15 protein-coding genes are annotated in these 24391 nt (G+C 47.4%); 6 read left to right on the top strand and 9 right to left on the bottom strand.

The genetic code is table 11. From position 1 onward, the window contains the following. Window positions 1-215: 215 nt before the first annotated feature. From Pan54_RS04985 to Pan54_RS04975, 3 genes are all read right to left on the bottom strand, one after another. Window positions 216-1793 carry an Hsp70 family protein gene (locus tag Pan54_RS04985; protein ID WP_146502463.1) on the bottom strand — a complete coding sequence of 526 codons (1578 nt, stop codon included), beginning with the start codon at window positions 1791-1793 and terminating at the stop codon, window positions 216-218. A gap of 549 nt (window positions 1794-2342) precedes the next feature. Continuing rightward, the gene (locus Pan54_RS04980) at window positions 2343-2768 is read right to left on the bottom strand and encodes a diacylglycerol kinase (RefSeq protein ID WP_146502462.1); all 426 of its coding nucleotides are present in this window, start codon (window positions 2766-2768) and stop codon (window positions 2343-2345) included. 104 nt (window positions 2769-2872) lie between these two features. After that, window positions 2873-5962: a hypothetical protein gene (locus tag Pan54_RS04975; RefSeq protein ID WP_146502461.1), complete on the bottom strand. Its 3090-nt coding sequence runs from the start codon at window positions 5960-5962 to the stop codon at window positions 2873-2875. 687 nt (window positions 5963-6649) lie between these two features. On the opposite strand from Pan54_RS04975, the gene Pan54_RS04970 reads away from it, so the two are divergent. Genes Pan54_RS04970 through Pan54_RS04960 form a run of 3 tightly spaced genes read left to right on the top strand, consistent with a single transcriptional unit; the run spans window position 6650 to window position 8341 of the window. Beyond that, window positions 6650-7168: a heme-binding domain-containing protein gene (locus Pan54_RS04970; RefSeq protein ID WP_207310042.1), complete on the top strand. Its 519-nt coding sequence runs from the start codon at window positions 6650-6652 to the stop codon at window positions 7166-7168. 57 nt (window positions 7169-7225) lie between these two features. Further along, window positions 7226-7609, top strand: a complete 384-nt coding sequence (gene acpS, locus Pan54_RS04965) for a holo-ACP synthase (RefSeq protein ID WP_146502460.1) — start codon at window positions 7226-7228, stop codon at window positions 7607-7609. 6 nt (window positions 7610-7615) lie between these two features. Further along, complete coding sequence (locus Pan54_RS04960; RefSeq protein WP_207310041.1) at window positions 7616-8341, top strand: ABC transporter ATP-binding protein; 726 nt, start codon at window positions 7616-7618, stop codon at window positions 8339-8341. 1 nt (window position 8342) lies between these two features. On the opposite strand, the gene Pan54_RS04955 is transcribed toward Pan54_RS04960, so the two are convergent. The 4 genes from Pan54_RS04955 to Pan54_RS04940 all read right to left on the bottom strand — a co-directional run bounded on the left by Pan54_RS04955 (window position 8343) and on the right by Pan54_RS04940 (window position 12520). Then, window positions 8343-9203 carry a metal ABC transporter permease gene (locus tag Pan54_RS04955; RefSeq protein WP_146502458.1) on the bottom strand — a complete coding sequence of 287 codons (861 nt, stop codon included), beginning with the start codon at window positions 9201-9203 and terminating at the stop codon, window positions 8343-8345. 456 nt (window positions 9204-9659) lie between these two features. Continuing rightward, a complete protein-coding gene (locus Pan54_RS04950; RefSeq protein ID WP_207310040.1) occupies window positions 9660-10517 on the bottom strand; it encodes a sigma-70 family RNA polymerase sigma factor in 858 nt (285 codons plus the stop codon). Between the two features lie 405 nt (window positions 10518-10922). After that, the gene (locus Pan54_RS04945; protein ID WP_146502456.1) at window positions 10923-11816 is read right to left on the bottom strand and encodes a hypothetical protein; all 894 of its coding nucleotides are present in this window, start codon (window positions 11814-11816) and stop codon (window positions 10923-10925) included. 347 nt (window positions 11817-12163) lie between these two features. Continuing rightward, window positions 12164-12520, bottom strand: coding sequence for a TraR/DksA family transcriptional regulator (locus Pan54_RS04940; protein WP_146502455.1), 357 nt, complete (start codon window positions 12518-12520; stop codon window positions 12164-12166). 371 nt (window positions 12521-12891) lie between these two features. Here Pan54_RS04940 and Pan54_RS04935 point away from each other — a divergent pair, with 371 nt between their 5' ends. From Pan54_RS04935 to Pan54_RS04925, 3 genes are all read left to right on the top strand, one after another. Continuing rightward, window positions 12892-14469, top strand: a complete 1578-nt coding sequence (locus Pan54_RS04935; protein ID WP_390621939.1) for a sulfatase family protein — start codon at window positions 12892-12894, stop codon at window positions 14467-14469. A 28-nt stretch (window positions 14470-14497) separates the two neighbouring features. Beyond that, window positions 14498-16225, top strand: a complete 1728-nt coding sequence (locus Pan54_RS04930) for a hypothetical protein (RefSeq protein WP_146502453.1) — start codon at window positions 14498-14500, stop codon at window positions 16223-16225. A 104-nt stretch (window positions 16226-16329) separates the two neighbouring features. Beyond that, window positions 16330-17724 (top strand): sulfatase family protein, encoded by a 1395-nt coding sequence (locus Pan54_RS04925; RefSeq protein ID WP_146502452.1) that lies wholly within the window; start codon window positions 16330-16332, stop codon window positions 17722-17724. 126 nt (window positions 17725-17850) lie between these two features. Here Pan54_RS04925 and Pan54_RS04920 read toward each other — a convergent pair whose 3' ends face one another. Continuing rightward, on the bottom strand, window positions 17851-22494 hold the full coding sequence (locus Pan54_RS04920) for a PVC-type heme-binding CxxCH protein (protein ID WP_146502451.1): 4644 nt from the start codon (window positions 22492-22494) through the stop codon (window positions 17851-17853). Window positions 22495-22764: 270 nt separating this feature from the next. Continuing rightward, window positions 22765-24258 (bottom strand): OprO/OprP family phosphate-selective porin, encoded by a 1494-nt coding sequence (locus Pan54_RS04915; RefSeq protein ID WP_207310039.1) that lies wholly within the window; start codon window positions 24256-24258, stop codon window positions 22765-22767. Window positions 24259-24391 lie beyond the last annotated feature (133 nt).

Below are 24391 nucleotides of genomic sequence, written 5' to 3'. Positions count from 1 at the left end.
CCGTTCTTTAAGAACGCCTAACAATACTCATCATTGAATTGACTTCGAAAGTCATCATGACGAAAGTGGCGGAGGCGCTCTCGAAGAGAAGCCCCCGAATCGTTGAACATCCGGGTCTTCCGCTGAGTGGGACGACCCGGCCGCCCAAGTCATTTCGTCTTCGTTAAGTTTTGTCAGGCGATTTAAGAAAATTCCCGGTCAAACATAAACCGAACTTATTCGACTGTATATTCCAAAGCGAGAGTTTCCATGGCATCGACACCAGCGGTATCCAAACCGGAGTCGCGTACAATTTGAGTGGCCGCTTCGCGATTTCCTGTCAAATCGCGAGCGGTTGCACTAATACGGCCATTGGCATCGTAACTGTACGTCACTTCCACAGGAGAATTCTGAGGGAGATTAGGAGGCAGATCGACGATGCGAAAATCACCGATTAACGTACAGGCCGCTGGATCCTTGGCTTCCCCTTCGAGAATGTGTACATGAATCGAACGCTGATTCGGGGAGTTCGTCACAAAGCGTTGGGACACATTGAATGGGATTTGCGTATTCTTGGGAATCATAATGTGATTGATTTTCTGAACCCGATTATTGGGATCAGTGATCTTAATTCCCAGAGAGTGAGAATTGACATCGGCCGTGCTGACCGAACGGAGTCGATCCAGAGCCGCTTTGGCAATTTTAGATCCCCCACCCGTTGCCCGCGCTTCGAGAATCGCCGCATGAATGGCCGCTCCCTGCGAAACCGCTTCTTCAGGGGAGACATCCCTTGATGGCTTGCGACCAGCAACCTCGATGAGCATCGCTTCAACAACTGGCATGTGAGTCGAACCACCGACAACGACAATATCGTCCAGTTCACCAGCTTTCACGCCCGCTTGTTGCATAACCAGTTCGGTTGTGTCCCGCGTACGTTGCATCAGGTCCGCAGTCATGCGTTCAAAGTCGCCGCGTGTTAACGCAACCGTCAAAGTTTTTCCCTGATAATACAGACTCACTGGAACCTGAGACTTATTACTGAGTTGACGTTTTGCGTCTTCACATTCCTGGGTGAACTGCAGGAGTGTTTCAGGATCTTCACGAGGATCAGTCCCGTGTTTTTGCAGATATTGTTCGGAGACATGATCGACCACGCGTCGGGTCCAGTCGAGACCACCGAGCATCACATCTCCATCGGTCGCGAGGACGCGGAAGTTTGTTGGTGTGTATTCCACAACGGTTACGTCAAACGTACCACCCCCGAGGTCGTAAACGAGAATCGTCTTCTTTTGGAAGTCTGCTTTTTTAATCCCCAACTCCCCTTTGATCCAGGCATAAGCCAGCGTGGCGGCGGTAGGTTCGTTGATAATGTCGACCACGTTCAATCCGGCAATTCGACCAGCATCCTGAGTCGCTTTACGACGAACATCGTTGAAGTAATACGGCACAGTAATAACGGCATTGGCAATTGGCCCGATCCGTTCTTCGGCATCCTGCTTGAGTTTTTTAAGAATCAAAGCCGAGATGAATTCCGGAGTCAGTTTCTTATTTTGAAAGACGACATAGAAATCCTTATTTCCCATCTGACGTTTGATCGCTTCGATAATCCGTTCCGGATCTTCGACCGACATTCGTTCGAAAGTCGGCCCAACAACAACCTGACCTTCCTCGCTGAGTATGACAATCGAAGGAGTAATTGTTCGATCATCCGAATTCAAAAGGGGAGCAGGCTCACCACTTTCGTCCATCATCGAAATTGAGGAAAACGTAGTTCCCAAGTCGATTCCGACAGTATTACCCTCAAGAAACTGCATAGCGTAACCCGTTGTCTTTCACGATCTCTACAAAAACAATGTGCACACCCAATTTGTACATCTCAATACAGGAGGATTCCTGACTCAGTATTCAAACAGGGCAATTGACCAATAGCTCATCAACAGCAGCAAATACGATTACGATAGAATAGTGATTATTGATGTCAGGTTTCAACGAAACGAAACCGAACGAAATCGCCATTTAGCAGAATTCTAAATATTGCAGCTATTGAGAGGATTATTCTGAATGGTACATTGTGGTAGCGACGCAGGGAGGTTGCAAGACATAAGCCGTTTTCTTGCTGGAATTTCAATTGAGCACGGTAGGCCACTCGCGTGAGTCAACGTGCGACTTGTCTGCGATTGCACAATCATCGTGAACTGAATTCCTGGCTGCTGAAGCTGGTCCGTTCAAGCGGTGAACTGCAGACGAAGTCACGGAGGTCTTATTAACTGCTGTTGCAGTCCGGCCCACATCGTATGCATAAAAAACGAAGCCTTGGTTGACTCCGATCAACATAACGTCTTATCTGGAGATTTCGACACAAATCAGAACCAATCCAGTTCAACAATCCTCACCCCCAGAATAAAAACAATCGTGAGGAACGAACCTAATATTTGAACCAGGATAGCTGCGTTAATGACGTTCAAATACTCAAGCGTTTTATTGGAGAGTCGTTCACGGTTCTCGATGGCGAGCTTGAGAATGGCGTCGTAAATTAACTCTCCGGCGAGAATCAGAATGACGCATAAGAAGACAAACGCCCATGTCAGCAAACTCAGTTCGACGACAACCGCAGTACACAGCAGGATGCTAATGGCGAAAAAATCGAAATAGAGCGTACTGCTCATCCTGAAGCATTGCGTAATGCCGCGTTCACCATCAACTAAACGTTGACGCCAGGGTGATCGATTCGAACGGGGTTCTTCGGAAGCATCTTCCGTTGTCATTAAATCGATTAATGAAGTTCTCATTTAATTTCTACAGCCCACAGATTTTAATAATTGTTTCAGGTCCAGTTTCGTTACTTCTGAATGGCCCATCTGATAGTCCCGAAATTCAAAATCACAACCTTCTGTTATGGTGTCCCCAGCAATGAACTGAGACGACCCGAGGATCCGTCGATAGGTCCGAGACGAGGTTCAATCATAAAGCCAACGCCAAAGTTGCCCTTACTGCTATCAACCGACATTCCAACATGAATCAGGAAGTCTGAGCGAATTCCCGTGATCGTAAAAGACTGTCCCCGATCCTGATTTTCAGCGATATCGTATGCGGTTCCAAAGGTGGCAATCCATTTTTGACTCATCGCGTAACTGACGCTGCCAGTGAGCAATTGACTTTCCAGCGGTCCTGCCTGAACGCTGCGATACCCCAGATACATGCTTCCACGAGTACTGCGTTGTGTCAGGAATCCAATGTCCCAGGTCTGAGGAGCCTCTTCAAAGAAATCGAACTGACCATTGGCCAGAAATTTGGTACGGGAACCGACATCCCACATATAGTTGGCGGAGAGCAATCCAAAATCTTCACCGAAGTTATCGTTATCAGCATCCGGGAAGTAAGACACCCCAAGGTCCAAAGTCATCCAGTCTTTAATGCGTTGACGTTCGGGAGGACCAACCTTCGTTTGCAGGCGATGATTCCAATTGAAGCGAGCAACCTGCTGATCGTCAACAAGTTCGAAGTAAGGCGAACTGACGTTGCGAGCTGCCCCCGAGCGAACCGCATAATTTCTTGGATTATACTGATTAGGCAATAAGGCATTATTCATAAAGCCGAACGTGTTAAAAATTAACCGCGTGCGAAATCGTTCTTGCGCGTTTTCATCAAATTCGTTGTACTGCGGCACATCACTCAAATCCTGTGTGGAATCGGCGAAGTAATAGTCGACTCCCAGATTCTGCTTGTGAGCCAATCCATTTAACCCCAGCAACGGGCTGAACAGATGAGGGTAGGTTTTCCAAAGCATCAAATTCGCCCGCACACCAGCAGAACCGTAAAAACGATTCAGGCTCTGATTCGTAAATCCATCATCCTGCCAGTAGGCGGCTTCACCAAGTAAATAAGGATCGACTTTCACCGCTCCTAAGTTGAATGGCATTGAAAGTTCGTGGCGAGTTGAAAGCACGACTCCTTCTGCATCCGGTGTGTAATTGAGCGGAATATATAAATCGTTGGGATCTTCAGGAGCAACACCAGGTTGCAGATGACCATATCCTGCTGAGGTTCTCGATGAGTACACAAGCCGATCCCACAACAACGGTTCGCCCAGAATGGTCAAGTCGGCTTTCGGTAACCAGCTTGCTTCTGTTGAAAATTCATTGAGTCGGTATCGGCCCATGATCGAAGCCGCGACATTGTCTTCCTGATGATTAATGCTGATTAGAGTTTCGTTGTCTTTGCCCTGATCCCATTCCGACTCGTAATATTGTTCGAGGAAGTTACGATCACTTAAGAATCCAAGTTCGCCGGTTATCCACACGGAATCCGATATGTGCTCGCGATGTCGCCATAAAGCGCGACCACGTGTGTTCGAAGGGACATCCAAATCGCGGCGATCCAGCCCCAGATTGTCAGTTCCCCAATCGTTAATCCACACTCCTTCTGCTTCACCGAAATAACTTCCCTCTGTACCGATCGGAGCGGAACTGGAATACGTTGCATCGGTTCCCAGCCAGAATCCACGCTCTGTGTACATATTTGCCTGCAGGTTCCAATCGAGATCAGAATTCCCTTTCAGACCGAGCAACTTTGAGAGATTCCAAACGCTTTTCAACTGCCCGCCAAAAATACGATCCTGGCCGAGTGTCAAACTTTCGATGGGGATATGTGGGTCTTCTGCCGGACCACTCACAAACGGAGCGAAGAAGACTGGAGCTTCACCCACTCGGAATTTATTGTTCAGACTGGTAATCCAAGGTTTAGGGCGGGCAACCTGAAGTCCTGTTTGAGGATCCACTTCGGCATCACCTCGTCCAACCCAGCCCCCGTCGTAGCGATTCTCAATGAAGATATCCCCTGCTTCCATTCGATAAGTTGGCACTCCAAATTCGCTTCCTGTGACCCAGGCATTTTCTGCGTGGAAACTGTCGTGCGAAAGCTGCCGAATTCGGTCAGCTCTGAGTTTAAGATCCCCTTGCATATCGGGAACGTTCACACGCAGTTCACTATCCAGCAGGACGGCTCGATCTTCTCGAATATCGTAATAAGCACGGGAAGCACGCATGACATGATTGCCCTGACGAATTTCAATATCACCCTCCAGGTAAAGTTGCATCGGGGAATTCTGGTCTTGAAACATTTCCGGTGAAAATGTCCCTGAAGCATTTGCTTGCGTCCAGATCACAACCTGATCGGCTGAAATATCCAATGCTCCGACCTGCTCTCCATCAAGAGGCCCCACGCCTTCAACAACAATGTTCACTCCTTGTGAAATCACGGTGATCTGCTCAGGTGGAGAGGACTCCTGAGAGAGATAGCTTTTCACATCGAACCCGATACCAAAACTTCGAGGTGAAATCACGATGTGCCGTTGAGAAACCACAGGAAGCGTTTGTGTCAGACTGTCGAAATCAATCTCTGCAGGACTGAGTGGAATCGCGTTATCTGGTGCGATGAGCCGAGGTTGATTGAGTGCAGTTTGCTGATGTCGTGACCGAGCCAGTTTTGCTCGTTCCAAAAAAGGATCACTGGTTGCAGAGATCAACTGCACTTCGTGACGAGGAACAGTTGTTATCTCAGCTGACGTGACAAGTTCAATCAGAACTGGTTGAGCCGATTCATTTCTTGCATCCGTTTTGAGTAACACATCCTGCTCAGCATAAACGACAATTCGAGTCATCAGGCGATTCTGATCCTGAACTGTCGATTTCCAGATCACAATCTGATTCGCACTCAGTTCCCAATCGCCCTGTTGAATCTGGCAACGGCCCCGCAGCAACGAAACACTTTCGGGAGCAGACCCATTCTCCTGGATTTGATTTGCATCCCCGTACAATCGTGATGTCACATCGACTGCCGCTGTCGACTCTTCATGTAGAAAATCGCAGCTGATGAAAATCGGATCGAGAATCGTTGGGCCTGTTTTTTCAGTGGATTCTGCAAAGGGAGGCTTGAACGCAACTCGGCTTTCGGCCACGTCATCCTGTGCCCAGGAAGTTAACATCAATGCAACCAGCGCGACCAGCACCACGAACGGCAACAGCGTTACCTTTCGTATGGCTCGGCAAAATGGTCGCTCGATGAACACCATTGATCAACGAATTTCAGTCTTCTACAGGGGGGGAAAAACATCGCTTGAGAATTGAAGAAAGGAACTCTGATTGCGACGACTGGAAGGACGGACCATTCAGCAGGCGGAGTGTAGTGGAATTCCTGAAATTTGGTCAACGGGGATCACAGCCATGCAAATCGACGTAAATTTCTAATTCGCAACAAGATGCGACACAATGAAGCCCTCTGCTCAAATGGAAATCCAAGAATCCCTTCTCCGACCCTAATAAAACCGTAACCTATTCTGTAGTTAACACTTACAACAGACACCCAACAATAATACCTGACTGAACTAAAAAAGATTGTGCAAACTATGTCATTCCATGTTCAAAACCCCATATAATCATTACAAATTCTTGTGAGACTTTGAGACTTTTCAGGATGAATCTCTTTACAAATGCACAGTCGCTTGGGGGAACGAACATCTCATCTTTATCAAGCGAAAAGATGAGATTAGTCCGCAAAGTTTACTTAGAAATTCAACAATACTGTTGAATCCATCAGCACAGATCCATATCATCAAAATACCTGCCTCACAAATTAAAAACCTACCCCACTTGCCTTCCAAACGGAGATCATCATGACTGAGCCAGCTCAAAAACCCGATGAAACCACCCCAAAAATGAAGCCAAGTATTCTGCGTCGCATTGCGGTCTTTGGTATTGTTTTATTTCTGGGACTTCAATTAGTCCCCGTCGATCGTCAAAATCCAGAAGTCGTAGCAGACATTAATGCACCTGAAGAAGTGAAACTGATTCTTCGCCGGGCTTGTTACGATTGCCATTCAAACGAAACACATTGGCCGTGGTACAGTTATGTTGCACCCGGGTCGTGGCTGATGGCCAAAGATGTTCGTGAAGGTCGAGACTACCTCAACTTTTCGGAATGGGGCGACTATTACGAACTCGAAGAAACACCAGAATATTTTCTTGATGAATGCTTTGGCTCGATTGAATCCGGAGAGATGCCCCTCTGGTTTTACCTGCCGCTGCATCCTGAAGCGAAGCTTACTGAAGAGGATATGAAGATCCTGAAAGATTGGTGTCAGGCGGAGGAGAGTGTTGTAGCTGAGGAGATTGAAGAGGATCTTGAATCCTGAATCCCGCATGCTGATTTTCAATCAGAATCAGATGTTCTCAAAGAAGATGGCTCGACGATGCGTATTTTAGGTTTGGGAACAGACATTGTTGAAATCAGCCGTGTCACAGACATGATTGAACGGCACGCCGAGAGTTTTACCGAGCGGATTTACAGCTCTTACGAAATCGATTATTGCTCTTCGAAAAAGAATGCCTCTCAACATTATGCAGGTCGCTGGGCTGCAAAAGAAGCGGTTATGAAAGCTTTTGGTACCGGATTCATCAAGGGAATTCACTGGAACGAAATCGAAGTCATTTCCCAACAATCTGGCCAGCCAGAAGTTCGTCTGAGCGGTGAAACCAGTACATTCGCCAGGCAGCGAGGAATCGATCAGATACTGCTTTCCATCTCTCACGGTAAAGAGTACGCAACAGCGACCGCAATTGTCTGTTCAGAATGATGAAAATTGAGTAACTCATCGACAACTACCAGATCATCAACGGCTTCGGAGTTTGCAATTCAAATTTCTGATCTTGTCTATCAGACTAGCCATCGCCAGTTTGAGCTCGTGATCGATCACTTCGAAATGCCCAATTGTTCGACGCTGGCGGTGACTGGTCGGAGTGGCTCGGGAAAGACGACACTGCTCTCTCTCATCACTGGTCAGGTTTCGCCAGTTCAAGGAACCATTGAGGTCCTTAATCGAGATTTGACCTCTCTGACTGGAGCACAAATCCGTCGATTCCGGCTGGAAAATATAGGCATTGTTTTTCAGGATTTTCGCCTGATCGATTACTTGACCGTCTACGACAATATCGGAGTCGCGCGAAATCTGGGCCGCATTCAAAGCTCCGTTAACGTAAAAAGTCGCATCCATCAACTGGCTGAGCAATTTGGAATCGAGAAACTACTCGATCGCTATCCGCGTCAAATTTCTCAGGGAGAAAAACAAAGAACAGCCATTGCCCGTGCGATGTTCACGAAGCCCGCTCTCATTCTGGCCGATGAGCCAACAGGTAATCTTGATCCTCAAAATGCGAATACTGTAGTCAATTTGTTGCTCGATGCCGTTCGTGAGAATCAATCATCTTTAATAGTAGTCACACACGATCATCCGCTACGCGATCGCTTTGACCATCATGTTGATATGTCCCAAATCACAGGGAAAGCCTCCTTGACTCAATCAAGCTGAATCAGTTCGTGATTCGCTCCAAGTCATGAAACGTTCTTGCAAAATGACGGATCACCAGGCTAACCAAATAACAGGCCGTACAAACCAGTACCGTACTGGCACCTGCAGGAATTCGAGTATCGAGCGAAGATAACAAAGCTCCAATCGCAGAGGCTCCCGCTCCGATACCCGCAGATATCAAGAGAATCTGATAAAAGCGATCCGACCACAATCGAGCAGTTACTGCAGGAGTAATGATGAGTGCCACAATCATTACAACGCCAATTGCGGGCAAGCCAACGACGATAGTGGTCGTTAACAGCAACAATTGTAACCAGTCTACTCGATTTGTGGGTAACCCTTGCACCGACAGGAAATCCGCATCAAACGTTACGCCGACGCTTAAGCGAAAAGTTAATGCAATAATCAAAACGGTAAGCAGACAAGCTCCACCAATCAGGTAAACATCCTTAATCAACAAGCTGCCTGGAGAGCCGAACAAAAAAGCATCGAACCCAGCCCGGCCACCAAATTTGCCACTGTTCTGAATCATTCGACTCAAAACAATTCCAGCTCCAAAGAAAACACTTAACACACCTGCAACTGCGGTTTCGGTTCTGGTTTTTGAAATCTGTGGAAGTATGCGAATCAACCACACGGCAAGCAAACCCGATAAAAAAGCTCCGGCAAACTGTAGTGCCAGATTCTGTCCTCCAGCCAGATAATACCCGATGCAAACTCCTGGCAACGAAGCATGAGCCAGTGCATCCCCGGTTAAGGCCCGTCTGCGTAATACTGCAAAGGTTCCAATGATGCCACAGGTGGCACCAACCAACGCTGTTCCGAGTAAAACGACAGCAGTATTATAGGGCAGCCCAAACATGGAGTTTTCGCTTTAACGAGATCATGAAATCCGATTGAGTCATTCGATCATAGCCCAGGTTAAAACAGAAACAAACATTACCACAGGGCAACTCGACAATAGTAAAATCAGACGAGACGAGCCAGCAACATTCGTTGCTCAACAGGTATAATACTCACAGCGCATAAAAAACACCTTCAAAGCTTGCCCCAGCTTTGAAGGTGCGATCCCAAGTTGACCCCAAGGGACAGGAGAGAGTTTCATTGTATGTTACTGCATTAAGAACCGATCAATAATCATTTCACGTGACTCGATTAGACCATTTTCAAATCGTTTCTGCAGTCACATGGACACAAAATGTCCTAAAAACGCTGTGTTTGCTCCAGCCTAACGCTGCAGGTATTTTTTGAATATGCTCTAGACACATTCGCTCTGGTTCAGTGCCTGCTTGATAACTCGTGATTACCTCACGAGAGTTCAGTCACCCATCAAGCCACGGTTCAAACGGTTCAGAGCTTCCTGTTCGATTTGTCGAACTCGTTCACGAGTCAACCCGAGTGACTCACCGATCTGTTTGAGTGTCTTCGGCTCGTCATCATCGAGACCAAATCGCATTCGCAGAATAGTTGCCTGGCGGTCTTCCATTTCATCCAGCATGCGGTAAACGTGTGTCAGATTGTCATTATTGAGAAGTTCAGCTTCCGGTCCATCCTCACGAGTGTCGGCAACCATTTCACCGAGCGACCAACCATTTTCATCATCGTCGGATTGTGGCGTCGTGTTGTAAAGCTGAATCGCTTTCTTGACGATCCCCAGTTTTTTCTTAGGGATCTCCAGCTCTTTAGCGACTTCTTCAGCAGTCGGAGTGCGATTTAATTCGTCTTGAAGTCGAGCAGTCGCTTTTCGCCACTTCGAGAGCAATTCAACCATATAAGCCGGAATACGAATCGTTTTCGCACAATTGACCAATGCCCGCTTGATCGATTGCTTAATCCAGTAACTGGCATAAGTACTGAAGCGAGTATTCATATCGGGATCGAATCCCTCAACAGCTCGCAGCAAGCCGAGATTTCCCTCTTCGATCAAATCCTGTAGCGGCAGCCCCTTGCTTGAGTAACCCCGTGCGATATTGACTACGAGCCGTAAGTTGGCTCGAACCATGCGATCACGTGCCTGTGCATCACCCATGGCGATTCGCCGGGCGAGGTCTTTTTCTTCATCGGCACTCAGGAGCGACGTTTCGTTAATTTCACGCAGATACGTTTCCAGCGGATTCTGCACAGAAGTAGAAATACGACGTCGGCGTGTATGGGGTGTCGTGGTGGTATGAGTCATATCAGGGGCTTTCATTCTACTGGAAATCGATCATCACGATTTCGGGGGGTGAGTCGTCCTTGTTGTCTGACCGCTATCCGGGAACCGTTTCTGTGAACGATCGGTCGACCGCGACTCTTGCGTCCTGCAATGCGTACTCGTAATTAAATTATCGTCGTGACAATTTAAAACCTGCAGTTGCTAGTGACGGAAAACCCCAATCCGCACGAAGCCTCAGGCAATCACAGCAATCGTACCAACCATTCATAATGTTCCGTTGCGGTGTAGCTACGACAGGACTTAGCGAAGTCGTCGATTAATCGTGTTCCCGCTTTGCACGCAATTCACCAGACCTGAGGAATGATCCGATTATGACAGCTTCGACAATCGCAGCAATTTCAGATCGTTTCACACACCCTGAAAACATTAATTTTCATAGAGCGGCTGTATCTTTTTCATGTCTGTCAGGCGAATCGCGACCATGTACCGACGATCTCGCTGACCGTTTTGATTGATAAAAAATTTCCCGGCAATTTGATCCTCTGCGTTTTCATCAGCCGAAAGGATCAGCATCTCACCGACATTCATCGTCACAGTAAAAGATAAGTCACGTAATTGTTCAATCTGCTGCCCACCCTGATATTGAAATTGATTCCCACTGGCAACGGGTCGTAACTGCGATGAGCCATAATGGATTTCTGGAGTCAGATGCAACTTGATCCATCCATCCTGCAGCCGCTCAACTTCAGTATGCAACACCCCGTGTGCATCTGACAAAACAATGGGTTCTTTTGAACCAGTCAACAAGACTTTCATTTCTGGAACAGGCATGCTGGTCTGAATCGACGTGGTTCCACCAGAAGGCAGAAATGTTTGACGCCCTATCAAATCGGTATGACGTGACGTACCGGCAGAATCCGTAATTTCGTTTTTGAGTCCGAGGAGACGCTGCAATGTCCGGGGTGGAGTTAATCCAACAAGCCCAACCCGAAATCCCTGATCACGCAAACGAGACCGAGTTTCTAAATCGACAGTGCCAACCTGGTCGATTTCTTCCCAGACAAACTTGGACAGCAAAGGATCTTCGGCATCTCGCTCCACATACACAATGTCGAGCTGAACCGTTTCCATTCCCGGAGTGATCGGATTCAGCAAGGATTTCCCCTGCTGGGAAGTCCCTTCAAAATCAGTAATTTGACAACCCGCAAAGGCGGCAGCACACACGATCCCCAAGACCAGGCACCAGCGAATTCGCAGCAAAACTGCATTCTTCGATGAAGACGGGCTGTACAGATCGAGATGACTTGCAGAAGCAGTCATAAAAAGTTGAGGCAATCACAAAAATGAAAATAAGATAGACGAATGTCCGTGAGTGGAGTTCAGAGAGTTTTTCGCTACGGGAACGGAGGTGATCTGAGGTATGAAACTTTTATGAGGAAAAGAGAATTTTGTCAACGAGAGCTGAATTCAACCAGAACAACGAAAGAAATACAAAAAGGCCACCTGAATGCCTGAATTGACAAGCACTCACGTGACCTTTTGATTTCACAAAAAGACATTCTCAATTATGAGTCATTCTTCAGTATTATTTGTCAGAGTAGACCAGAGCAAATACTGCCTTTGCAGACTGAACATAACTCTTTCGACGACAAATAACAGTAATTCCTCTAAACCATCGCTTGACGTTCTGATTCCCTTTGAGCTTCAACGGAATAGCGCGTCAAAGGCATGGCTTCGAGGCGGGCAATCGGAATGGGCTTCCCGGTCACTTCGCAAATCCCATAACTGTCATTATGGAATTTCTTGAGAGCGTTCTCAATCTCGGAAAGCTCGTCGGCTTCCATGGAGATCAAATGACTGTTGAGATCACTCATTTCATTATATTGAGCAATATCAGCTGCATCTCCAATAGCCGAGTCGTTGCTCGATTTGGAATCATAAGATCTCCCGGAGCGACGTCTCAATTCATCTCTTCGGGATAGTAAATTGACTTTCAGCTTCTGCAGGCGGTCTGTACGTGTCACTGTTGTCACTTTCTAAATGCAATCCTGTTATGCCTGTCAGCAATTGCCTTGCTGACTCAACCCGTCGCTTGGTTGATTGGCGATACCACAGCTGAATTGTATGATCAACAACCTTCAATGCGATTGCAAGCGCACAGACTACTGTCCATGCGCATTCCGTAAAAAACGACATATCGCGATCACGAACCTCATGAATTAGTCATAACTTTATGTTATTTATAAATTTACAACATTATTGGAATCCCCTTCTTCTGAAGAACGTCTTGGAATCTACATCAAATATTTATCAAAGACACTTGGTTCAGAGACGAAAATCTCCGCACTCTCACGAGGTAAATCCCATGAAATCAAAGACTTTCCTGAGCAATGGCATAAAATTTTCTATATATTTTTTATTAAGGAGAAAATTTTCCAAAATTAAATGCCCAAACTACTCATTTTTTTTCCTGATATTCTCCCTGGTAAATATTGGGACACAATCATTTGCTGCTGAGAATCGGCCTAATATTCTGCTGGCCATCAGTGATGACCAGTCTTGGATTCATACTTCAGCTTCTGGAAGTCCTGCTATTGAAACTCCGGCCTTCGATCATGTCGCCCAAGCTGGAGCATTATTTACGAATGCTTTTGCAGCATCTCCAGGCTGCAGTCCCTGTCGAGCGGCTCTGTTGACGGGTCGTCATACCTGGCAAATTGAGGAAGCGGGAACACATGCCAGTTCATTTCCACTCAAGTATCCAGTATTTCCAAGCCTCTTAGCTGATTCGGGCTACCACACTGGCTACACCGGTAAAGGTTGGGGTCCGGGTAATTATAAGATCTCTGGGAGAACCCAAAATCCCGCTGGTCCCAGTTACTCAAAACACAAACTCAAGAACACACCAGCTGGAATTAGCAAAACAGACTATGCAGCGAACTTTGTTGATTTTCTGGAAGATCGCCAGGAAAATCAGCCATTCCTCTTCTGGTATGGAGGCCATGAACCGCACCGTTCTTATAAAAAAGGATTAGGAGAAAAGAATGGAGCAGATCCCTCACTGGTCGATGTCCCCGGCTTTTTGCCCGATGAACCAGAAATCCGATCTGATATTCTTGATTACTATGCAGAAATCGAATGGTTCGATCAGCACCTCGCCAAAATGCTGAAAACACTGGAAGAAAAAGGCGAACTGGAAAATACAGTTGTGATCGTCACATCCGATAATGGTATGCCTTTTCCTCGCGCCAAGGCCAATTGTTATGAATATGGGATCCACATGCCCCTGGCCATTTGCTGGCCGAAGCAGATGCCTGGTGGGCGGCAAATCGATGACCTGATTGGCTTTGTCGATATTACTGCAACGATTCTGGATCTTGCTCAAGTCACTTACCCAGCCGATCAACCTGGACTCTCCGGCAGAAGTTTTCGAGATCTTCTCATGAGCGATCAGTCGGGAATTTGTGATCCGTTGAGAACCGCAGTCTATTCGGCACGCGAAAGACACTCATCTTCGCGTTATAATAATTGGACCTATCCACAACGTGCGCTTCGCACAGACAATTATTTACTGATCCACAATTTTCGACCAGAACGCTGGCCGGCGGGAGCTCCACAAAAATATGATTCTGATGACAAACTCGGGCCTGCACATGGTGGCTATCACGACATCGACGCCTGCCCTTCGTTGACCTATCTCATCGAAAACCGGGACAATCCGGCAATCGCTCCTTATTTTCACGCTGCTGTTGATAAACGTCCCGAATATGAACTGTTCAATATTAAAACCGATCCTGCTTGTATGAAGAATCTGTCAGGTCAGCAGGAATTTCAATCGATCGAACGGGATTTGATCGTTAAGCTGAATACCTATCTCAAGGAAACTGGTGATCCTCGTGTACTGGATGGGGGAGAGATTTATGAAACCTACAAGCGATACAGTTCCATCCGTAAGTTCCCGGCGCCAGAGTAATCACTTCGACTCATTTTGGATTGATTTCATGAGACTCAGGAAATTCTTATTCCTACTCGGCCTGAGCTTATCGGCTTATGTACCTGGTCAAGTCCAGACAATTCAGGCTGCTGAAGAAAAAGAAATTGCCGATGCAATCCAGAAGGGAGTTTCTGCGCTTAAAACGTTTCCGTTCAACAATAGATTTATAACCGGACTGGTTACTTATACGTTACTTGCTTCGGGAGAATCGGCTGAGTCTCCTGAGGTGAGTCGAGGTCTCAAAATCATCACCGACAAGTGTCGTCAAAGTGAAAATCAGTATCAGCCGACGCAACATCAATATTACGAAGCGACGATTGACATTATGGCCCTGCAGGCAGCTGATCCTGAATTCTATATCAGTGAAATTGAAATGATTGCTCAGTACATCATGGACGGGCAAGAAGATCATGGTGGATGGTTCTACCCAGACCGAGGTATTAACAGTGGCGATACCAGCATCACGCAATATGCCCTGCTGGGGCTGTGGGCTGCCGATCGTGCGGGAGTCTTCATTCCGAACGATGTGTTTGAGCGGGCAGCCGCATGGCACACAAAAACTCAAGCTCAAAACGGGGGGTTTTCTTATCACCCAAAAAATCTTCAACCAAACCCGAGTGAAATTCGTGGAACGATGACACTCGCCGGTTCGGGATCGTTGGCCGTGATTCGCACGATTCTATTTCAACGCCCAGGTGCCCCTGACAGTGATCCCAATTCAAAAAACTCTCTCAATTTTTTAGAGCGACTCTCCCCTGCGTCCAATAAAGACTCTCCAAGACAAGTTCGAGGAACCCCCAAAGCCATTCGTCCACAAATCGACAATGCGGTCAAACTTTCCTATCAATGGATCGAAAAAAATTATTACCTGGCCCCCCCAAAAGAGTCAGAAAATACCTTTTATTATTACTATTACACACTCGAACGGGCAGCAACGCTGAATGGATGGGAGACCATTCAAAATCAAAACTGGTATTCTGATGGTGCGGATATCCTGATCAAACAACAGAGCCCGAGTGGCTTCTGGATTGAAATCCCCAGTTACCAACCGAATGCTCCCTGCAGCACCTGTTTCAGCTTACTGTTTTTAATGCGAGCCACGAAAAAGCTGATCCCAAAACGAACACAGGCCCCTGAAATTGGAGCGGGAACCCTGGCAGGTGGTCGTGGACTGCCTGACGATCTCACCAAGGTGGAATTTAAAGATGGTCAACTCAAAACCGAAGCTTCCAATCGTGGAGAGTTCAATCAACTGATGGCCGGACTCTCCACGATTGAACTCCCTGCGATTCCAGAAGAAAAACAACCAAAGTTGAAAATCGATTTATCGGATCGTGACGCCTTGATTGGAAATATCAGTCTCCTCAAGCAGTTGTCAGTCAACAAATCCCCTCAAGTTCGACAAGTCGCCGCGTGGGCTTTGGGGAAAAGCGATCAGATTGAGCAGGCCGACCTGCTGATTGAATTATTGAAAGATCCCGATTTGACCGTCGCGATTGAGGCGCGGCTAGCGTTGTGCTGGATCGCGAGGTTACCAAATGGCCTGGGCCACGAACTCGATCCGACGGCGAAATACGCCGATATCGATTTACAAATTGACATGAAGCCAATCATAGAAAAATGGCAAACCGAAATTCATAAATCCTGGAAAAAATGGTATCTGGAACAGCGACCTTATGAGCAACGGGACGATTTTGAAGACCCTGCTCAAATCAAATTTCAACGCAAAAACTAACTGAATACGAACAGACAAACGATCATTTAGTTTTGGATCTCTTTAAAAACCGTCTCATGATCCAGACACAATGTGTATTTTGTTGAGTGACTGAGGATAACAGTATGGTTGTTAAAATATTCGCCGTATTGGCACTACTGATTTCTACCTGCATGACAGCCGATGCTGCTCGAAAACCGAATGTGATCATCATCTATTGTGATGATTTGGGCTACGGAGACATCGGTTGCTTCGGAAGCGATAAACATCGAACACCAAACATCGATCAACTCTCTTCCGAAGGATTGACCTTAACAAATTTTTACGTCACGTCGGGAGTCTGCACTCCGTCACGATCCTCTCTGATGACTGGCTGCTATCCCAAAAGAATCGGAATGCATCAGAACGAAAAAGGAGGCTGGGTTTTATTTCCTGGGAACCATCAAGGGTTAAATCCGCAAGAAACGACAATTGCCGAAGTCCTTAAGCAAGCCGGTTATGCGACAAAGATTGTTGGCAAATGGCATCTGGGGGATCAGCCTGAATTTCTACCGACACGGCAAGGATTCGATTCTTACTTCGGCATTCCTTTTTCCAACGATATGGGCTACTGGATTCCCAAACGCAACTACCCTCCCCTACCCTTAATGCGTGATGAATCGGTCATCGAACAGGAGCCGGACCAAAGTCAGTTGACCAAGCGTTATACCGAAGAAGCGATTTCCTTTCTGGAGAATCATCAATCAGATGCATTTTTTCTCTATTGGCCCCATACGTTCCCGCACGTTCCTCTGTATGCTTCTCAAGCCTTTAAAGGCAAAAGTAAGAACGGGGATTACGGAGATGCCGTTGAGGAAATTGACTGGTCCGTCGGCGAATTATCAGAAGCTCTCAAGCGACTCGAACTCGAAAAGAATACACTCGTCATCTTCACTTCCGATAACGGAGCCGCCCAGCGTTGGGGCGGAAGCAATGGCCCTCTCAGGGGCTACAAGGGCTCGACATGGGAAGGAGGGATGCGTGTCCCCTGCATCATGAAATGGCCCGCAACGATACCTGCTGGAACAGTTTCACGAGAGATCGTCAGCACGCTCGATATTCTGCCAACGCTCGCCAGTATTGTCGGTCAGAAACTTCCGGAAAATCGGATCATTGATGGTTTGGACCTGAGCCAGATGCTTGCCAATCCTCTCGAAATCAGCTCGCCCCGCGATACGATGTATTACTATTACAAGTCAGATCTGTGTGCCGTCCGACACGAAAACTGGAAACTGCATGTCCGTCCCTCCAAGGCAAATGCTGGCCAGAACTATCAGCCTGAACTCTACAACCTCAGCAATGACATTGGAGAAACCCGCAGTGTTTATGATGAAAACCCAGAGGTCGTTTACAAGCTGACGGAACTGATCGAATTTTGTCGCAACGATCTCGGTGATGGAAAACATCTCGGCAAAAACACACGCGAACCAGGCTTCGTAAAAAATCCAAAAACACTGACAGAAAAACCAATCACTGAGTAATTCTCTTTTTAATGTTTTACCACAATAAGAATCACGGATAGACACGGATCTTTTTATCTGTGTTTATCCCTGTCCATCCGAGGTTCAAAACAACATAATCGCCAAATTCGTCAGGCAGAGTCTGACTTACGGTTTTGTCGGTATTAATCTGAATTCAATACGATCGATTCCAACCATATACCCGGCTTTTGCCTGCGGGTGCTTGCCGGTCATTTCAATTATCATTTCAAGTGGTTGCTCTTTGGTTATAGCGACCTTTTCAAAGTTGATCGGTTCCCCGGGTAAAACTTGTGTCGTGTATAAGTCTGATTCTCGCACCTGATTTAACCAGGTCACTTTGATTTGACCGTAGTCCACTGCAGTAGTGGTGTAGACCGAGACCTCATATTCACCTGCAGGCTGTGCTGGAATTTTGAGAGTTAAACGATCCCCCGGTTTCCCTCCCGTCCACCAGAGGTGATCGTTATTGGACCACATTGGTCCAAAGCCGGACATGTTCTGATTACGAACATTTCCACCAGTGACCTTTGCTTTTCCAACTAAAGCTTCCCCTTCAATTCTTGTCACTCCGGGTGCTGGTGGAGGAACGGAAGTTCTCTGCGAACCGGGCGCGGGATTCGCTGTTGGGGACATGAGATAACGAAAGAGCTGCAGTACCTGTTCATCCCGCATCGGCTGCAACTGGCCTTCAGGCATCAGTGATTTCTCAGATGCTTTCCGAAGTTCGATATCATCTTGGGCAATGATGATCACTTCATTGGTCGTTTGAATCGTGACCGCTTCAGAATTCTCCGATTTGATCAAACCGTTCACAACACGCCCATCAACAGTCACAAATGTCGTCATGATATAATTGCGACCAATGATCGCGTTAGGATCCAGGATGTTCTCAAGCAGATATTTCACATTGCTGCGATTGGCTCCTGTAATATCGGGACCAATATCGCCCCCTTTACCGAAGAGTTTATGACACTTGCCGCAGTTGGTTTCGTAAAGTTTTCTCCCTTCGCCAAAATTCGAACTTGCGACTAACTTCGGCTGTAACAGCTTTTCATATTTCGCTGTTAATTCAGCGATATTGGTATTGGCAGTGCTGATTTTCCCCCAGACTTTCTCCAAACGTTTCACGAGGTGTTCATCGTCCAGAGTCATCACTTGTCGAACAATGTAAGCTGGCACCTTGGTGGCATCCAAATCCCCTTGTTCCATTGCCTTGATGAAAACCTCGGCAAATGATTTTCGGGATACAAGTGTGCTGAGAACTTCGGCCTGTTCTCCTTCTGTGAGTTGATCAAACATCCCAATCAGTTTGTCGGGAGTTTCGGGAAGCTCGAAACGAGCCAGATTTTGAATGGCTACAATCCGCAGAGATCTGTCCTCCAATAATTTAAGGAGAGCAGGTGCCAGTTCCGGATCACGTGCCTGGGCGAGAAGCTGAAGTGCATTTTGACGAAAAGCCAAAGGCTGCTTCTGATCGAGCAATACCTCTCGATAATAAGGGAACGCGGATTCATCGCCAAATTGAATCGACAGAGAACTGACTAAGAGCTGCAGGTTCTTGTCGTTCAGCGAAAGCAGATTTTCGGAGGCGGCTTTCCAGGATTCCGGCATCTTTGCACCGGCCTGGCTTTTCACACTCGTCTGCATTTCCTGAAGAATGATTCGGCTAAAATCAATGTTCTTTTCTGATTTGAGCAAATCGGTTAAAGCGTTCCGGCCTTGCTCGGTGGTCGATGTTCGTCGGATGACAAATTCCGTCAGTTGTTTCCAACCACTCGATTTCACAATCTGCAGAACGCGTGCTGCATCTTTATCGATGAGTGGCTCGGCTCCATACCAGACGAGCAATGGGAGATTTCGATCTGTCAGATCCTGCTGCGAAGAGATCAGCCCCTGCAAGATCCCCCAACGTTGTTCCTCGGGTAATCGTTGAAGAACTGATGCGAGATAACGTCGCACAGTGACGTTTGTGTCCGACTTTGACATCTGTTCAAGTTGAACCAGAACGTCATCATCAACGGCTGTTGAGGATTCTCCCAGAAACTGAATCGTCCAGGCTCGGACATACGGATCGGGACCCCGCAACAATTCTTTCAACTCTGGTTGACCCAGCAAATTGCAAGACCACGCTGTCCATAACGATCGCAGTCGAACCTTCTGAGCTTTTTCAGTAGCTAACAATCCCTTCAAGAGTTTATTCACTTGAGGCCGATCAAGTCTGTTCTCTGCTGCTCTTTCTTGCAGAATTCGCTGTGCCTGTCTTGCGTAATAGGCATTTTCATCTTTCAACAGTTCAACCAACTCGGAATCACTTTTCTCCCAGAGATTGAAACGTTGAGCTATGATGTTGCCGTAGCGAATACGGAAGAGACGGCCATCTGTTCGATTCCAAATTTCTGGCGTCCGATTGTGGCAAGTCTGGGGATCGTGCCAGTCGGAGGTATAGAGTGCTCCATCAGGTCCCTGCATGATACTGACACCGATTTGCTGATGATCCTGCGACAAGGCAAAGTCGGGCCGATGCCGTCCAATGTAGCCAGAACCTTCCCTCTCGACATGCTCTCGCACAATCCTGTGCCCATGCAAATTATGAAAGAACAATTCGCCATCGTATTGCTTAGGAAACTCGGCAGCCTGATAGATTGTCAGTCCACAATGGGCATGTCCGCCACCAACATCGGACGTAGAACTTTGAGTATTCTTGACAAGTTGCCGATCAACTCCTCCATTGCTGTTTGCCGAATTGAAAGTCCCATCTCCATAATGAAGATGATCTGCAATCGTCGTGATATCTGAATAAGTGTAGGGATTGAAATGATTGCCAGCCTGTCGGAAATAGCGACCTCCCTGAGAAATATGATACAGGTGCGGAATCACACAGGCTGTAATGAACCAGTCCCCCTGTTCATTAAAATCAACTCCCCAGGGATTGCTTGAACCATGGGCGAAGACTTCGAATTCGTGACGGGTAGGATGATAACGCCAAACACCAGCATTGATTTGTGTACGCTGATCTTCCGGCGCCCCAGGCTTGCCAACATTGGAATGCGTAAAGACACCATGACAGCCATACAGCCATCCATCCGGTCCCCAGGTGAAACTGTTGAGCGTTTCATGAGTATCTTGATACCCCCAGCCGTCGAGCAATACGATTGGTTCGGAATCGGGAATGTCATCCTGATCCTGATCGGGATAAAATAATAGATCGGGAGCGGCTCCAACCCAGACACCACCAAAACCGATTTCGAGTCCACTCGCCAGATTGATTCCCTCTGCAAAGACTTTTGTTGATTCAAACGAACCATCCGCATCGGCGTCTTCCAGAATGAGAATGCGATCCTTCCCCTCACCTTCAGGGGCTTTTTGAGGATACGTATGTCCTTCAATCACCCAGATTCTTCCACGGGCATCGAAACACATCGCGATCGGTTGAACGAGGTCGGGCTCGGCTGCGATCAAATCGACGTGAAAGCCTTGAGGGACCAGCATCTTCTCAGCTGCTTCCTGAGGAGAAAACCCATTGACGTAATCTTCCATGGACGGTCGATCAAACTGCCACAGTTCTGGCAGCACCGGTTCCACTACAGTTGACTGAAAGTGCAGAACCAATCCTCCCTTATTTGCAGAGACGACATCCAACAAGCCGTCCGCGTTCAAATCGGCAACCGTAACATCGACACCGACTCCGGAAGCGTCATCAATCAGATGGGGAACGAATTCGATTCCCTCGTCCGTTTTCTGACATCGAAACCAGTATAGAACAGCGGGCTGATTCGAGCCCGGATCGTGACCGTTGTGAGCTTTCCAGCGTTTTCCAGATACAAAATCCATCAAGCCATCGCCATCGACATCTGCCATCGCGACAGCATGCGGTTGACTGAAGGCGACTCCATAAGGATTTTCGACCGAGAATTCGCCCATGATATCGTGGCGAGTCAATCGATCAGCTGATTGACGTTCAAACCAACACAATCCATAACGGTGGGCATTCTGGGAAGTGAGGACATCCTGATCCCCGTCACCATCGAAGTCGTGAACGAACATCTGGGCACCACCACTGCCATATTTTTTGACGGCCCATTGATGCATCGTCCATTTCTCGGAAAGGTCGGATGGCTGTTCCCAATATTTATCTGTCTCGATGATGTCGAGGCGACCATCGTTATTCACATCACCAACTCCCATCCCATGCCCAAATGGTTTTCGGGCCAGACCCGATTCTGAGACAGCGTGCCATGTCCAGGGTTCGAGAGGATTGTCACCAGCCTGATAGTAGCCATACGAGGTTTCGCGCGAACAGACAATCTCCGGCAAGCCGCCGGGGATCAAGTCGATGACTGCAGGTGATTCATGGCCAACCTGATCGGCCAGGATTTTCATCGGCCAGTGTTTTTTCAAACCCTCAGAGCCAGGGTTTAAATAGCATCGGGCTTCGCGTCCCGGAAAGCCCAGGATGATCACATCATTCAAGCCGTCGGTATTCACATCGACAATATGACTGAAAAAGCTGTCACTGTAGCCGTTGATGGAAAAGAGATGAGGTTCGAAGAGTTCAAAACGCTCTTGGAATTCCGGGCCTCGATAGACGAAGGGACCACTTGTGACATCGATATTCCCATCCCCATCTACATCCCCTGCAGCTGCCCCTTCAGCATAAAACTCGTTATGGAGCCGAACGGACTTCCAGCCATTGGGTGCAGAATAAGCGGATGAACTGAGGCAGGATAATGTAATAGAAAATACGATAAGAGAGCGCAGAACATTTAGCACGGGATTGAGTTCCTTTTGTCGTCACTGAGCGATATGGACTGAAGTCCATTTTCACAACGCATCAGGAAGTGTCCATGAGAGATGACGCAAAAGGCATGAGAGATTTCACATATGAGTTAGATCGCCACTGAGAGCCCCGGATGAGAGATTGATCTGTAGATCGGTGCGCCATCATTGAAAACAGTCGGCTGCGATACAATATTTTTCGCAACCGACTGTTATTTAATATGCCCCAATTCACACGTGAATTATGAAGTCAGGTTCATTTCCTTAGAAATCGACCTGAGCTCTCATCGCGAAGATGTCGGCACTGCTGTCACCATTGAGAGGACTGTCGAGCATCGCGTGAATGTAATTCCATTGAAATTTCGTGTAGGGATTCAGATACCAGTTCAGTCCGGCTGTCAAATCGTTGAGTCGACTTCCCTGAATGTTTTCATCATTCAGATCGATGTACGACCAACGACCAGCGATTTCCCAGGCTCCGGTGCCACCACAATCACCAAAGTTCGAATCTGGCTTGACGCGTCCAAAGACACCATTCTTGCGATTATAAGCTCGCTTCTCCCCAGTAAGAAAATATCCGGCATGGGCGTAAGCGCCAGAGAATGTCAACCTGTTGCCGACTTTCTGATTGACGACCGTGTAAAATGCTTCCGACTGAGCATAAAACGAACCTTGTGCCGCTGCTAATTCTACGTTGAACAAATTGACGTTGTCCGTTGGTATCAAACCCGTGTTAACGAAAGGAGGAACATTTGTGGGCACACCAGCAGGAACCAGAGCGGCTCCTCCAGTTTCGCTGACAAACACCTCCGGTTGATTCTGATACTGAACGAGATCGCTCGCAGGATCCACAAAGCTGTATCCCGCGCCGAGATGAAACAAGCCATTGCCATCTTCGCAATCACCCAGAACTTTAGTAATGCGTGTAGCCATTCCAAAGCCACCGTTATCGCCAACGTTTCCACCAAAAGTATCAGTTGGATAGCGAAACCCGGCGATGGCCCAGGTTGCGGAATCATCTTCGTTGGTGCCGTAGTACAACGCTCCAATTTGACGGAAAGGCAGAAATGCAGCTGGCAATGCTCGCTCCAGGAAAGTCAGTTCTTTAACACTGGTTTGCCCATCCATCCCAAAAGGCGTGCGGAATTGTCCAATTCGCAAGTTGTTTGCTCCGTCAACCTCCTCAATCTCCAACCAGACATCCATAAAACTGGGACGACCTGGAAATGCAAAGTCGAACTCGATCATATAATTGATATTGTCCCATACCTCTCCAACCGCAGCCAGTCGAGTACGTCGAAAGTCGGCTCCGTCCTGAACATCGCCCATCGCAGGATTCCCTCCGCCGACGGCAAATTGATTTGCTGGACTCTGATCAAACCACACCGCATCGGCCTGAAAAAAGCCAGTGATTTTCGTAGTGGGATAGGCAGGTTTCTCAGTAGCAAGATCACAACAGCTTTTCCCGGGAGTGCAACTGTATTGAGAGGCCCCCGCTGGAATAATTAGAGAATCGCCAGCGGGCATGACAGAAGCAGCCTTCAATTCGTCGATCTGCCGCTGTAACCGCTGTAATTCTTGTTGAAGCTCATCTGCAATCTCCTCTGCACCTGCCACTGTAATCGTATTGCAGATGAGAATGGTCAGCATCAGCATAAATGGAATTGTCTTTGCCGGACTTTTCCAAAACCAATTCCGGGAGCCGGAAAGCCTTTCTTGCCTAACCGTCACTATCGTATGCTCTTCAACATATTTCATTGCATATTTCCTACGAACCGCATTCCAATTCATCCGGAGGTTAGATCGCAATGACCACTACAACTGTAACAATCCGCTCGAATCCTCCGATTCTTATATCGACTACAATCGGAAATCAGGTTTGCAAAAAAAC

It is taken from the genome of Rubinisphaera italica, from assembly GCF_007859715.1.
Lineage (GTDB): Bacteria > Planctomycetota > Planctomycetia > Planctomycetales > Planctomycetaceae > Rubinisphaera > Rubinisphaera italica.
The sequence above is the reverse complement of the archived record's forward strand: the minus strand, read 5'-3'. Positions and strand labels throughout refer to the sequence as shown.

What these genes read in the sequence shown, in the direction of transcription:
- Pan54_RS04985 (WP_146502463.1), bottom strand. Translation starts at nt 1,793, where the DNA reads ATGCAGTTTCTTGAGGGTAATACTGTCGGAATCGACTTGGGAACTACG.
- Pan54_RS04980 (WP_146502462.1), bottom strand. Translation starts at nt 2,768, where the DNA reads ATGAGAACTTCATTAATCGATTTAATGACAACGGAAGATGCTTCCGAA.
- Pan54_RS04975 (WP_146502461.1), bottom strand. Translation starts at nt 5,962, where the DNA reads ATGTTAACTTCCTGGGCACAGGATGACGTGGCCGAAAGCCGAGTTGCG.
- Pan54_RS04970 (WP_207310042.1), top strand. Translation starts at nt 6,650, where the DNA reads ATGACTGAGCCAGCTCAAAAACCCGATGAAACCACCCCAAAAATGAAG.
- acpS (WP_146502460.1), top strand. Translation starts at nt 7,226, where the DNA reads ATGCGTATTTTAGGTTTGGGAACAGACATTGTTGAAATCAGCCGTGTC.
- Pan54_RS04955 (WP_146502458.1), bottom strand. Translation starts at nt 9,203, where the DNA reads ATGTTTGGGCTGCCCTATAATACTGCTGTCGTTTTACTCGGAACAGCG.
- Pan54_RS04950 (WP_207310040.1), bottom strand. Translation starts at nt 10,517, where the DNA reads ATGACTCATACCACCACGACACCCCATACACGCCGACGTCGTATTTCT.
- Pan54_RS04945 (WP_146502456.1), bottom strand. Translation starts at nt 11,816, where the DNA reads ATGACTGCTTCTGCAAGTCATCTCGATCTGTACAGCCCGTCTTCATCG.
- Pan54_RS04930 (WP_146502453.1), top strand. Translation starts at nt 14,498, where the DNA reads ATGAGACTCAGGAAATTCTTATTCCTACTCGGCCTGAGCTTATCGGCT.
- Pan54_RS04925 (WP_146502452.1), top strand. Translation starts at nt 16,330, where the DNA reads ATGGTTGTTAAAATATTCGCCGTATTGGCACTACTGATTTCTACCTGC.
- Pan54_RS04915 (WP_207310039.1), bottom strand. Translation starts at nt 24,258, where the DNA reads ATGAAATATGTTGAAGAGCATACGATAGTGACGGTTAGGCAAGAAAGG.